The organism is Serratia sp. CMO1, from assembly GCF_015689115.1.
GTDB classification, from domain to species: Bacteria; Pseudomonadota; Gammaproteobacteria; order Enterobacterales; family Enterobacteriaceae; genus Serratia; species Serratia marcescens.
Genome location: NZ_CP065032.1, coordinates 4,433,504 through 4,446,975, shown reverse-complemented (window position 1 = coordinate 4,446,975; position 13,472 = coordinate 4,433,504). Strand labels below are relative to the sequence as shown.

6 protein-coding genes and 1 riboswitch are annotated in these 13,472 nt (G+C 62.0%); of the genes, 1 reads left to right on the top strand and 5 read right to left on the bottom strand.

All coding sequences use genetic code 11. The features are described 5' to 3' along the window. Positions 1-19: 19 nt before the first annotated feature. From IT763_RS21140 to IT763_RS21120, 5 genes are all read right to left on the bottom strand, one after another. The gene (locus IT763_RS21140) at positions 20-4,843 is read right to left on the bottom strand and encodes a hemagglutinin repeat-containing protein (RefSeq protein ID WP_206194984.1); all 4,824 of its coding nucleotides are present in this window, start codon (positions 4,841-4,843) and stop codon (positions 20-22) included. A gap of 45 nt (positions 4,844-4,888) precedes the next feature. Further along, positions 4,889-6,568 carry a ShlB/FhaC/HecB family hemolysin secretion/activation protein gene (locus IT763_RS21135; protein ID WP_206194983.1) on the bottom strand — a complete coding sequence of 560 codons (1,680 nt, stop codon included), beginning with the start codon at positions 6,566-6,568 and terminating at the stop codon, positions 4,889-4,891. Between the two features lie 385 nt (positions 6,569-6,953). Then, positions 6,954-7,871 (bottom strand): ketopantoate/pantoate/pantothenate transporter PanS, encoded by a 918-nt coding sequence (panS, locus tag IT763_RS21130; RefSeq protein WP_033639257.1) that lies wholly within the window; start codon positions 7,869-7,871, stop codon positions 6,954-6,956. Positions 7,872-8,014: 143 nt separating this feature from the next. Next, entirely contained in the window at positions 8,015-9,382 is a 1,368-nt protein-coding gene (lysC, locus tag IT763_RS21125) for a lysine-sensitive aspartokinase 3 (protein WP_028128299.1), read from the bottom strand. Positions 9,383-9,489: 107 nt separating this feature from the next. Beyond that, a riboswitch (Lysine riboswitch) is annotated at positions 9,490-9,683 on the bottom strand. 52 nt (positions 9,684-9,735) lie between these two features. Then, positions 9,736-11,544: a sodium:proton antiporter gene (locus IT763_RS21120; RefSeq protein WP_028128300.1), complete on the bottom strand. Its 1,809-nt coding sequence runs from the start codon at positions 11,542-11,544 to the stop codon at positions 9,736-9,738. Positions 11,545-11,773: 229 nt separating this feature from the next. Between IT763_RS21120 and pgi the strand changes: the two genes are divergently transcribed. Then, positions 11,774-13,420 (top strand): glucose-6-phosphate isomerase, encoded by a 1,647-nt coding sequence (gene pgi / locus IT763_RS21115; protein WP_033639258.1) that lies wholly within the window; start codon positions 11,774-11,776, stop codon positions 13,418-13,420. Positions 13,421-13,472: the final 52 nt, after the last annotated feature.

Genomic DNA, 13,472 nt, shown 5'->3' with positions numbered 1-13,472 from the left:
GTTGTGCAGGAAAGGCGCGTTATTTGCCGCTGAACACGCCGGCTTTGGCGTCCGCCTGCTGAGTTGAAGCATGGCCGCTGGCGAACGGCACGTTGCCGTCGACGCTTTGCTTCGCCGCGCCGCCTAACAGCCCGCCGACCGTGGCCGCCGCATCGACGCGGCCGCCGCCCTGATAGCGTTGGCCGTTGACGTCCTGCTGGCTGACCTGGCTGCCGCCCAGTTCCACCTTGCCTTGCTGGCTGCGGATCTCGCCGCCGGTCAGTTGGGTTTGGCCGCCGACCTGCAGCGCCACGCCGTTCTTGCCGGCAATCGCCGATTGCTCGCCGACCGCGTTGTTGTTCACCACGTCGGCATTGACCTTGAGGTGCCCCTGGCGACCGGCCGGACCGGTGATGCTGTCTTTCACCGCGCCGCCGACGGTGCGTGCGCCGCGATCCCACAGCGGGCCTTGCGGTTTTTCGCCGGCCGGCGTTGCCGGCAGCGTGACTTTGCCGTCGGCCTTGCTGAAGCTGACCGCGCCGGTGGTGTCCTGCTGCGGATCAAGGCGACGCGCCACGCTGTTGTACTTGTCGGTGGTGGCGTCGGCCACTTTGTTCACTCCGGCCTCCAGTTTCTCTTTCACCTTACCGGCGTAACGCGGCGTGCCGACCTTCGACAGCTTGGAGGTGATGCTGCTGCCCGGATCGTTGCTGTGGCTCAGACCGGCATCCACATCCACCTTCACACCGTTCTCAACGTCTTTGCGGCTTTCAACGCGCAGATCGCCGCCCACCTTGCCCTGGACGCTGTCGGCGTCGACGCGCGCGCCGGCGAGACGGGTGTCCTTGCCGCTGTTGAGCGCCACGTCGCCCGCGGTGATGCCGGTGTTGGCGTGGGTGGTTTTATCCTGCTGCTCCACGCCGACTTTCAGACCGGCGCCCAGCGTGTGGGTATCTTTGCCGGTGTTCGGATCGACCTTGCCGCCGGCGTCCTTGTTGAAGGTTTGGCCGCCTTTGGCGTTGGCTTTGATGCCCAGGCTCCAGTTGTCCTTATGCTGCTCGTTTTTGGCGGACTCCAGCAGGATGCCGCCGTTTTTCGCCTCGAGCGCGGCGCTGCCGCCGCTGACTTTGGCGCCCTGCAGATGCAGCGCGTCATCGCCTTTGCCGTTGGCGGACAGGGTGACCTTGCCGTCTGAGGCGATAGTGGCGCCCTGGCGCTCGGTCGCGGACTCATTGACTTTGGCGATGTCGAAGGCGCCGCCGGCGGAGAGGTTGCCGCCGGTTTTTTCCTTGCTGTCGCTGCTGCCGGCGCCCAGATCGATATTGCCGGACAGCTTGCTTTCCTTACGCGTTTGGGTCGATTCCGCCGCCTGCAGTGCGACTTTGTTGCCCGCGCGCAGGCTGACGTCGCCCTGGCTCTTGACGTCGGTGCCCTGCAGCGTCAGATCGCGGCCCGCCTTCAGCTCCACACCCTGGCCGCTGACGTTGCCGACCTGCGCCGTGCTGCTGCTGCTTTCACCGTTGTTGGTGCCGCCGCCGAAACCGGCGCCGAAGTTTTTGCTGTCGGCGGTGAAGCCACCTTTGGCGGACGCTTTGACGTTAAAGCCGCTGTGGTTCTCGCTCTGTTTGTCGCTGGCCTGATCGAAGCGGATATCGCCGCCGGCGTTGACGGCGGTTTTACCGCTGCCGCCGTTCAGCGCGGTACCCTGATAGACCGCGTCTTTTTTCACGTTGACGTTGATGCCATTGGCCGCGTCGATCGAGCCGGCCACCGCCTGGCTGGCGCTGCTGTTGCTGCGCTGGGTGCTGCCTTCGCCCTTGGCGTCCACGGTCAGATCGCTGCCGGTGGTGGTGTAGACGCGCACGCCGGCGCTGCCGCGGGTGTCGCGGCTCTGCTCGTCCTGACGGTTTGCCGCGGCTTCGCTGCGGTGGCTGTCCGCCGTCAGGTTGACCGCGCCTTTGCTCGCCTGGTACTGCGTGCCCTGATCGCGCACTTCGCCTTTGGCGTTGATGTCGATACTGCCGGCTTGCACCGAGCTGACCACCGCCTGCGAGCTGCTGCTGCGTTTTTCGCTGCTGCCGCCCTGTGCGCCGATATCCAGGCCGACGTTAGGCGCGCCGATGCCGCCGATGTCGTTGATGACGCCGGTGGCGTCCAGCTTGGCCGCCTTGCCGACCGCGCGCTCGACCGGACGGGTCACGGCGCTGTAATCGACGTTGGCGCCGATGTTCACGCCGACGTCGGTTTTGGTGGTGGTGGTGCTGGCGGTGTCGGCGGCGGCAAGGTGATCGACGCCGGCGGCGTTTTCTTGATAGGCGCCGCCGACGCTGTGCTGCGCGCCTTGCTGGGTCAGCTTGTCGCGGGCGTTGATCGTCAGATTGCCTTTGACGTCGCTGCCGGAGGTGATCGCCTTGCTGCTTTGCGTCTGGGTTTTGCTGTTCTCGTAGCCGGCTTCCACGCCGCTGCCGAGTTTGTCGATGCCGCCGGTGTAATAGAAACCGCCGCCGATCTTGGTTTGCTCGGTGTTTGAGGCCGTTTTGTCGTCGGCCGCCAGGAACGAAACCTTATTGCCGCTGACGCTGGCGTCGCCTTTGTCGGCGACCAATTTGGAGCCGCTGAAGGTCACGTCCTTCTCCGCCTTGAGCTTCACGCTGCCGCCGCTGAGGCTTGAGGCGCTATTCTCGGTGCGGGTGGTTTTCTCGCTGTCGCGGGTGTGCTCGATGCGCAAACCGGCGCGGTACTGCTTGTCGCCGGCTTCTTTGGCGTAGCCGTTAACGGTGAGCGCGGTCTTCTGCTCGTCGATGTTCTGCTGCCGCTCGGCGGCCTTGACGTTGATGTTGCCGGTCTTCGACTCGACGCTCAGCTCACCGCCGCTGGCGACCTGGCTGCCGATCACGTCGGCATCCTTGTGGCTGACCAGCGTCAGGTTGGTGTCGGACTTCAGCTCGCTGGCGGTGCTGCTCTGGTAGCTGTTGTCGGCCTTGTGCGAACTGCTGGTGATGTTGAAGGCGGTGCCGGTGCGCGCGTCGATTTTGTCCACGGTGGTGCTCAGCGCGTTGTCGATGCGCAGGCCGCCGTGGGTGGCGGTGACTTCGCCGCCTTTCTGACCGCGAGCCTTGCTGCCGGTAATGGTGACGCCTTGCTGACCGTTCAGGCGCAGGGTGCCGCCGCTGGTCAATTCGGAAGCGTGGCTGATCTCGCGGCGATTGCTGTTGTTCTTGTTGTCGCCGCCGCCGATGCCGCCCCAGGAAGTTTTGTCATCGCGCACCGCTTTGGCGTTGGCGGTTTTCTGCACCCCGACCTGGATCTGGTTGTCTGCATCGATCGTCAGATCGCGCTGGGCGTGAATCTTGGCGCCCTGAGTCGAGACATTGCGACCGGCTTTCAACGTCAGTTCGCCCTCGCTGCGCAGTTCGCTGGCCTTCAGGCTTTCGCTTTCGTCGCTGCTGCTCCATCTGCCGGTGCGCAGGCTGGAGGTGTGGTTGCGTTGGTAGCCGCGCTCGCTGGATTTGTCCTTCTCCACCAGCCCGGCAAGGTGTACGTCGCGCGCCGCTTTGACGCTCAGCGCGCGGTCGGCGCTGACGTTGGCGCCCAGCAGTTTCACGTCTTCCTGGGTGCTGATGAGTTTGGCGCTGCCGCTGGCGGCGACGGTGCTGCCCGCCTGCTGCAGTTGCTCGCGTTCGCGGGTAACGTCGTATTGCCAGGAGTAGAACCAGCGATCGTCGGTATGGCCTTGCGTCTGCTTCAACTGCTGGCCGTCGAGCGTCAGTTTGCCGCCCTGCAGCGTAATGTCTTCGCCGCGGATATCGGTGGCGGTGAGGTGCGCGTGATTATCCGCCACCAGGCTGATGTTCTTGCCTTTCAGTTCGGTGCGGGTCAGCTTCTGGCTGCTGCTGCGATCGTTGACGTAGATGCCGCCACGGTAATTTTGATAGTTATCGCCGCCGTTTTTGTTGCTGCTGGCGTCGTCGACGCGGCTTTCGCTGCGAATGTCGTAGGCCTTCACCTTGAGTTCATCGCCGGCGGTCAACGAGCCGGCCAGCTTCACGCCGCTGCCCTGCGCGGTGTTGATGATGTTGATGCGCCCGGCCTGCATGCTGCCGAGGTAGTAGCTGTCCAGCGCGGTCGGCATCTGTTGGCTAGCCTGCACCGTGCCGTCGCGCGCCACACGGTTAAGGCCGCTGATGGCGTTGATCGTCGCCGAGGTCACTTTACCATTCGACTGTTTGAAATCTTGCACGATCACTTCGCCGCGGCTGTCGATCTTCGGCGCGATCAGGTCCAGTACGCCGCCGGCGTTCAGGGTGCCATTGAGGCTCAGAGTGTTGCGGTTGCCGAAGGTGCTGTAACCCTGCAGCACGCCGTTTTCCACCAGCGGGTTGCCGACCACCAGTGAGGAATGGCTGGTATTGATGAACCCGCAGCCCTGACAGCTGATGCCGTTCGGGTTGGCCAGCACGTAGTCGGCCGCCATGCCGAAGATCTCTTGCTGGCCATGCAGCAGAGACGGGTTGCGGCCGATCACTTCGTTGAGGATCACGCTGGCTTCGCGTCCGCCCAGATTGGGGTTGGCGCCCAGTTGGCCGGCCAGCTGCGACAGTCCCGCCTCGCGGGAGTTGTTCAGCACCGCGCCGGGCTGGTTGACGTTGAAGTCCTGATATTGGTTGTGCGACAGCCCGTTGCCGTTCGGCGCGACGATATCGACCACCTGCGCGCCGGTGGCGGCGGTGGAGACGCCGGGGCCGTTGGCGCCGTTGGCCGCAACGATCTCTGCGGCGTAGGCGCCGGCGGAAGCGGCGAGAATAATCGCCAGCGCAGCGGCCAGTTTACCTGCCGCCGAAAGTCTGAAGTTATTATTTTTCATCCATGTCTCTCCGTATATTGCCGTGGGGTCCTGCAAAACTGTTGATTAAAAGGTGTAAGAAAAGCGGGCCAACACCTGAACGGGATCTTCCGGCGTAGCGTGGTTGGACAAAATCCAGCCGCGGCTGACCTCCAGATCGACCAGCGCTCGTTGATAACGCAATGTGGCGCCGGTGCTTATACCGGCGCTGCTGCGCCAGCCAGAGTTGTCCTGACGCGGCAGAATGCGGCCGACGTCGGCGCCGAGGCGCGGCGTCAGCGTGGTGGCGCCCAGATTGAAACTGCGCGACAGCGTATTCTGCAGATACCAGCCGTTGTCCCCGGACTGGGTGCTGCGGCTGAAGCCGCGTACGGCGCTGCGATCGGTGAGGCTCAGCCACTCCACGCCGGGCAGCGGATCGCGGCTGTACTGGCCGTAGAACAGGTTGTTGAGCTGATAGGTGGCGTCGCCCAGCCTGAGGCGCTGGCTGAGGTTGGCGAACAGCTTGCCCTTGGTGAACTGGCTGTCGAGGTGCACCGAACTCGGGTGGCGGCCGGCCCCCAGCCACGGCATCCCCTGCTCGACGCTGAGGTTGGCGCTGAACACGCCATTGGGCAGAATTTGCAGGTGGCTGGCGCTCAGTTCGGCCAGGGTCAGCGTTGGGCTGCTGACCTCAAGGCGCACGCTTTCGAAGTAGTTATCGATGCGCTTGTAGGTCAGCTGGCCGCTCAGGCTGTCTATCTGATCGTGATCGCGATAAAACACGTAGTCGCTGCGCAGCCCGTACTGTTGGGTCTGGCCGTGCAGTTTGACCACGTTGTGCGGCAACTGCTGGTGGTTTTCATAGGACGAGAAGCTGGCGAACCCGCTGAAGGTGAACGCGCCGTACGGCAGCGAATAGAGCAGGGTATAGGCGCGATTATAGCGGTGAGCCGGATTTTCCAGCGTGCTGTTGGCGTTCAGGCTGACAAAGTCCGACAGGCCGAACGGGCTGTCCAACGTGGCGGTGGCGCGCGCCAGCCACCGGCCGGTGCTTTTTTGGCCGTAATTATCCGTGCCGGCGGTAATCAGCCAGGGCTTGGCATGCTGATTGCGCAAACGAATAACCGAACCGCCAATCTGGCGGCCGGGCAATATATCCAGCTTGGTGGTATTCGATTGCAAACGGTTGGCCTGATCCAATCCCTGATCAAGCTCGGTTAATTTCAACGGCTTGCCTTCCAGCCCCGGAAATAATAAACGGCTGTTGACCCAGCGATCGCCGCCTTCTATTTTCTCGATAAATCCTTCGGTCACGCTTAACCCCAATTCTCCTTGTGAATTAGGGCGAACAATTTGCACGCGCGCGGTGATATAGCCTTTTTGCACATAAAGGCGCGTTAATTCACGGGTCAGGCGATTGATATCGTTGCTGCTGATGCACTGTTCCGGCAGCGCGCTCAGGGCCGATAAATCGGCCGGCGAGAGCAGGGTGACACCCTGCAGATAAACGCCGGCGATCGGCAGGCACTGCGCGGACTGCGGCAGGGCGGGCGCGGCCGGTTCCGGTTCCGCCAGCAGGCGCTGTTGCTTCAGCTGCTGGTAGCGGCGTTGCTCAATCAACTGGTTGACTTCACGCGTGCTGTCTTGCAGCGCGCGGCGCGACTCCCCCATCGACATATCCTGCATCATGTGGGAGTCCGGCAGGGGGTCAGCGGAAAGGGCCGTGCTGACCAACAGCGTCAAGGCGGTGATTTTTTTTATCATTGTAATCCATTATGAGAGGCCGCCGGGGCAGCCAGCCCAATCCATGAGGTTAACCACGGGCGGCCGACGGCCGGCCCGAAATAATGAGCGACATGCACATTGCGAGATATCTTGATTTGCCGCAGCAAATAAGACGGTGGGTATATATCTAAATAATAATTAGGCTGCTTCTTTTATGGCGGGCAACCCTGGTGACTTAATTAATTAAAAAAAGTGGAGCATCTCTTCCTCTTGCCAACATTATCGGCATGGATAGGAAGAATCTGAATTTTTATTTTTCACGGATGATAGGGTATGGGGGAAATTATGACAATCCGACCAGTGGGAAATACGAAATTTCGCAGGGAAGAAAAGGGACGCAATTGTTTGCGTCCCTGCAGGCGGTTTATTTTTTCTTGATAGGGCGGCCGGACCAATAACCCGCCAGCAGCGAACCGGAGAGGTTGTGCCAGACCGAGAACAGCGCGCCCGGCAGCGCGGCCAGCGGCGAGAAGTAGATTTTGCCCAGCGTGGCCGCCAACCCGGAGTTCTGCATGCCCACTTCGATCGCCAGCGTGCGGCAGGTGGACTCGTCGAAGCCGAACAACTTGCCGCCCCAATAGCCGCTCAGCAGACCGATGCCGTTGTGCAGGATCACCGCGACGATCACCACCAGACCGACCGAGGCGATATGGCTTTGGCTGCCCGCCACCACCGCGCTGATGATCGCCAGAATGCACGCCATCGACAGCGCCGGCAGCAGTGGCTCGATGCGTTTCACTGCCTTGGTCAGGGTATGGTGGACGATCAGGCCCAGGCCGATCGGGATCACCACGATCTGCAGAATGCTCAACAACATGCCCATGATATCGACGCTGATCTTGGCGTCGACGTACAGACGGGTCAGCAGCGGCGTGGCGAACACCCCCACCAGCGTTGAGACCGCCGAGATGGTCACCGACAGCGCTACGTCACCCTTGGCCAGATAGATCATCACGTTGGACGCGGTGCCGCTGGCCACGCTGCCCACCAGCACCATGCCGGCGGACAGATCCGGCGGCATGCGGAACAGCATCGCCAGGAGCCAGGCCGCCAGCGGCATGATCAGATAATGCAGGAAGATGCCTGCCGCCACCGGGCCGGGGCGCGCCAGCACGCGTTTGAAGTCGTCGAGCCGCAGCGTGACGCCCATGGCGAACATGATCAGCATCAGCAGCGGGCTGACGTAGGGGCCGATACCGGTAAAGGTGGTCGGCGTGTAATAAGCGGCGACGGACAGCAGTATCGCCCAGAGGGGGAATAAGCGCGTGAGCAGTGCCAGCATGCAGGTTTTCCTTAGCCAGATTGAGAACGGCGGGTGTGGTTGTGTTTTTATTGCGGGCTCAACATGCTGAACCCCTGCAGGTTTTGAACGGATTTTTTAGACGCAGGGGCGCAGCATGCTGCGCCCGCAATCAGGATAATGACTTATTCGAACAGGTTGTGATGCAGGGTACGCACCACCTGCTCGGCTTCTTCGCCCGGCACCAGGAAGCACAGGTTATAGCTGCTGGCGCCGTAGCAGATCAGGCGGATATTGAACGGATCGAGCACGCCAAACACCTCTTTGCCCACGCCGCAGGCGCGTGACAGCTGGTTGCCGATGATCGCCACCAGCGCCAGGTTTTCTTCCACTTCCACCCGGCACAGCGACGACAGTTCAGTCAGCAGTGAGGTGGTCAGCAAGCTGCCGCCGACGGAGGTGGCGCCGGTGGTGTCCATGGTCAGCGCGATGCTGACTTCCGAAGTGGTGATCAGATCGACGGAGACATTATGGCGCGCCAGGATGTTGAACACCTCGGCCAGGAAACCGCGCGCGTGCAGCATGTTCAGGCTGTGCAGCGTCAGCAGCGTTTGCTTGCGGCGCAGCGCCAGCGCGCGGAACAGCGGCGGGTTCTCGGTGGTGTTGCACACCAGCGTGCCGCCGGCCGCCGGATCCTTGCTGGAGCCGACGAACACCGGAATATCGCTGCGCACCGCCGGCAACAGGGTGGCCGGATGCAGCACTTTAGCGCCGAAGGTGGCCATTTCCGCCGCCTCTTCGAAACCGATTTTGTCGATGCGCTTGGCCGCCGGCACCACGCGCGGATCGGTGGTGTAGATGCCCGGCACGTCGGTCCAGATATCCACCCGGCCGACGCCGAGCGCCTCGCCGAGCAGCGCGGCGGTATAGTCGCTGCCGCCGCGGCCGAGCGTGGTAGTGCGGCCTTTCGGCTCGCTGCCGATAAAGCCCTGGGTGACCACCAGCGCTTCCTGCAGGCGCGGCTGCAACTGCGACCGGGCCAGTTCGCTGAGCGCGGCGCTGTCCGGCACGGCGCGGCCGAAGTGATCGTCGGTGCGCATTACTTTGCGCACGTCGAACCATTCGGCCTGCACGTTGCGGGCGCGCAGGATTTCAACGAACAGCAGGGTGGACATCAGCTCCCCATGGCTGACCAGTTCGTCGGTCAACGCCGTCGAGGTGGCCAGCGACGCGGCCTCCGACAGCATGGCGATGTTTTCCAGCAGGCGGTCTATCTCGTCGCGGATCACCGCAGGCGCCGCGAGGCGATCGAGGATGGCGTACTGGATGCGACGAATTTCATCAAGCTGGTAGTTGCGTTTGTCGGCCTCGCAACCTTCGGCCAGGGCGACCAACAGGTTGGTGACGCCCGCCGAGGCGGACAACACCACCAGGCGGACCTGCGGATTGGCCAGCACGACGTCGGCGCTGCGGTTCATGGCTTCAAAGTCGGCGACGCTGGTGCCGCCGAACTTGGCTACCACGGTGGAATTCTGGGGTGCTGCTTGGTTCATCTAGAAACCTCGTGTCAGGGATGCCCGTTTGGGGCACTGTAATTCCATAGCCTTGGCACAAGGAGAGAGCGGTAAACAGGGGGCAGGCGTAGAGGTCAGGCTACGATACACCCAGAAGCGCCCCACCTTGTCGATCGCCCTGTGGCGATCCCCTGGTGACAACCCAGGGGATTCAGCCCCTGTAGTCGATACGATAATGGCCGGCCATTATCGTACCTCGGCGTCGCTCCCCCTCGGGTGCCGTCAACGGAGAAACGGCTCCTCTGACACTCTACCTGGGCGACGCGCCTCTTCTGGCTTGCGCACCGGGTGCGCAAGTAGGCTGTTAGGAATAGCCGGTTATCGCCATTCTGTCAACGTACAGACGGTGAGGGATTTTCATCTTGCACCAGCGCGATAAGCGTACAGGGCATCGCGGGCGTGGAACCGGCGCCAATCGGTTGCAGAGAACCGTCTTCCTTTTGGCTGAATAGCGGAATAACGCCCTGATGTTTCTCCAAATACTCCAGCCAACCGAAATTTTCGTTCAATTTGGTCGCTTTGATGGTGGCCCCTCTGGCGAGCAGGCTGCTCAGGCGGCCGTAGGTGGCTTCCTGATTAAATAAAATTTCATGCCGGCGGAAACGCGAACTTTCCGCGCTGGCGCCGCGCCCTTTCAGCGGCGCCCCCGAACGGATGGCGAACACGTGATCTTCGCCGAAGAGATGGCCGAAGTGGTAGACCGCCAGCGCGTTTTGGTGGCGATTGGGCGACAGCGCCAGTACCTGGGCGATATTGCTCAGATCGAGGTAGTTCTCGGCGTGTTCGGAGTAGGCGTGGCCATAGTAGGCCGGAATGCCGTCCATGCGCGCCTGACGGTAGTATTCCCAACTGCTGTCGGTGACGATCACCGGCACGTTCAGCTTGATCAGCGCCTGCGCCAGCATGCGCGCCACGCTGTTGGCGCCGACGATCAGCACGCCGCGCGGTTTCTGCTGCTGCACCCGCAGCCAGCGCGCCATCATGCCGCTGGTCAGGCTTTGCAACACCACGGTGCCGATGATGATGGCGAACACCACGGTCACCAGCCGGTCGGCGCCCTGATAGCCGCTGCGCTGCAGCGTCAACGCGAACAGCGAGCTGACCGCCGCGGCGACGATGCCGCGCGGGGCGATCCAGCACAGCAGCAGCCGATCGCGCCAGTGCAGGGAAGAGCGCCAGGTCGACACCGCGATGCACAGCGGCCGGGCGATGAACTGCACCGCCAGCAGCAGCAGGAGCAGCGGCCAGCCCATGTGCCACAGCGCCTGGATGTCGAGCCGCGCCGCCAGAATGATGAACAGCGCCGAGATCAGGATCGCCGACAGCTCCTCTTTGAACGCCAGAATATCGCTGGTGTCCACGTCGCGCATGTTGGCCAGCCAGATGCCCATCACCGTGACGGTCAGCAGGCCGGATTCGTCGGCGATGGCGTTGGAAACGCCGAAGGCGGTCAGCATGATCGCCAGCACCGCCAGGTTCTGCAGATAGCGCGGCAGCCAGACGCGGCGCAGCGCCAGGCCGAGCAGGTAGCCGAACAGCGCGCCGGCGATCAGGCCGACGGCGGCGGTCACGCCCAGCGTCCAAAACAGGTGGGTATAGGACTCCGCATTCTGCTTCAGCACGATAAACTCGAACACCAGCAGGGTGAAGATGGCGCCGACCGGATCGATGACGATCCCTTCCCAACGCAACACCTGGTTAATGTTGGCGTTCGGCCGCACCACGCGCATCAGCGGGGCGATCACCGTCGGCCCGGTCACTACCGTCACCGCGCCGATCAGCGCCGCCAGCTCCGGCGGGAAATCCAGCAGCCACCAGCTGGCGAGGCTGATGACCAGAAAGGTAACCAGCATGCCGACGGTGACCAGGTTGCGCACCACGCCGCCGAGGCCGCGTATCTCCTCGAAGCGCAGCGTCAGCGCCCCCTCGAACAGGATGATCGCCACCGACAGCGACACCAGCGGAAACAGCAGATCGCCGAACAGCAGATCCGGCTGCACCAGATGCACCGTCGGGCCGAGCACGATGCCGAACAGCAGCAGCGGCAAAATGGCCGGCAGGCGCAGCAACCAGGCCAGCCACTGCGCCAGCAGCGACGCCAGACCGATAAGCACCAACATGAGCGGGGCGGATAATTCCATAAGCGAGATCCCTTTCAAATGACGAAATAAGCGACGATGACACAGCCTGATGACAATTCGGCAACCCCGATAACAGGCCGTTAGCCAAAAGTATAGAGTGAAAGCTGAAACGAGGCGGCAATGCGTTGACAGTTAGCGCCTATCGCAAGAAAAGAGATCATAATCACAGTCGAACAGGCTACAATCGGACAAACGCGTCATTTTTATTCTCAAGCCTAAGAGTGTTGCTATGAAAAATATCAATCCTAGTCAAACCGCTGCTTGGCAAGCCCTGCAGCAACATTATGCACAGATGAAAGACGTACGGATCGCCGACCTGTTCGCCCAGGACAGCGATCGTTTCTCCAGGTTCTCCGCGACCTTCAACGACCAAATGTTGGTGGACTATTCCAAGAACCGCATCACGCAGGAAACCCTGGAGAAGCTGCAGGCGCTGGCGAAAGAAACCGATCTGCAAGGCGCCATCAAATCGATGTTCGCCGGTGAGAAAATCAACCGCACCGAAGATCGCGCGGTGCTGCATATTGCCCTGCGCAACCGCAGCAACAGCCCGATCCTGGTCGACGGCAAAGACGTGATGCCGGAAGTGAACGCGGTATTGGCCAAGATCAAACAGTTCTGCGCGCGCGTCATCGGCGGCGAGTGGAAAGGCTACACCGGCAAGCCGATCACCGATGTGGTGAACATCGGCATCGGCGGTTCGGATCTCGGCCCATACATGGTGACCGAAGCGCTGCGCCCTTATAAAAACCACCTAAACATGCACTTCGTCTCCAACGTCGACGGCACCCACATCGCCGAAACGCTGCAGCCGCTGAATCCGGAAACCACGCTGTTCCTGGTGGCCTCCAAAACCTTCACCACTCAGGAAACCATGACCAACGCCCACAGCGCGCGCGACTGGTTCCTGAGCAGCGCCGCCGATCAACAGCACGTGGCCAAGCACTTCGCCGCGCTGTCCACCAACGGCAAAGCGGTGGCTGAGTTCGGCATCGATACCGACAACATGTTCGAATTCTGGGACTGGGTCGGCGGCCGCTACTCCCTGTGGTCGGCGATCGGTTTGTCGATTGCGCTGTCCATCGGTTATGACAACTTCGAGCAGCTGCTGAGCGGCGCGCACGCCATGGACAAGCACTTCGCCGAAACGCCGGCGGAGAAAAACCTGCCGGTGTTGCTGGCGCTGATCGGTATTTGGTACAACAACTTCTTTGGCGCCGAAACCGAAGCCATTCTGCCGTACGATCAGTACATGCACCGTTTTGCCGCTTACTTCCAGCAGGGCAACATGGAATCCAACGGCAAGTACGTCGATCGCAACGGCAACCCGGTGGATTACCAGACCGGTCCCATCATTTGGGGCGAGCCGGGCACCAACGGCCAGCATGCGTTCTATCAGTTGATCCACCAGGGCACCAAGCTGGTGCCGTGCGATTTCATCGCACCGGCCATCAGCCATAACCCGCTGGGCGATCATCACGCCAAACTGCTGTCCAACTTCTTCGCTCAGACCGAAGCGCTGGCGTTCGGCAAGTCGCTGGAAGTGGTGGAAGCCGAGTTCGCGGCGCAGGGCAAAACTCCTGAGCAGGTCAAGCACGTGGCGCCGTTCAAGGTGTTTGAAGGCAACCGGCCGACCAACTCGATCCTGCTGCGCGAAATCACCCCGTTCAGCCTGGGCAGCCTGATCGCGCTGTATGAGCACAAGATCTTCACCCAGGGCGCGATCCTGAACATCTTCACCTTCGATCAGTGGGGCGTGGAGCTGGGCAAACAGCTGGCTAACCGCATCCTGCCGGAGCTGGCGGGCAGCGAGAAAATCAGCAGCCACGACAGCTCGACCAATGCGCTGATCAACCGCTTCAAGGAATGGCGCTAAGCGCCTGAGCTGAAGCCAATAAAAAACCCGCCGCGGCGGGTTTTTTTACGTC

Excerpts from the sequence above, each read along its gene's own strand:
- IT763_RS21135 (WP_206194983.1), bottom strand. The coding sequence starts at position 6,568 with ATGATAAAAAAAATCACCGCCTTGACGCTGTTGGTCAGCACGGCCCTT.
- pgi (WP_033639258.1), top strand. The coding sequence starts at position 11,774 with ATGAAAAATATCAATCCTAGTCAAACCGCTGCTTGGCAAGCCCTGCAG.
- IT763_RS21120 (WP_028128300.1), bottom strand. The coding sequence starts at position 11,544 with ATGGAATTATCCGCCCCGCTCATGTTGGTGCTTATCGGTCTGGCGTCG.
- IT763_RS21140 (WP_206194984.1), bottom strand. The coding sequence starts at position 4,843 with ATGAAAAATAATAACTTCAGACTTTCGGCGGCAGGTAAACTGGCCGCT.
- panS (WP_033639257.1), bottom strand. The coding sequence starts at position 7,871 with ATGCTGGCACTGCTCACGCGCTTATTCCCCCTCTGGGCGATACTGCTG.
- lysC (WP_028128299.1), bottom strand. The coding sequence starts at position 9,382 with ATGAACCAAGCAGCACCCCAGAATTCCACCGTGGTAGCCAAGTTCGGC.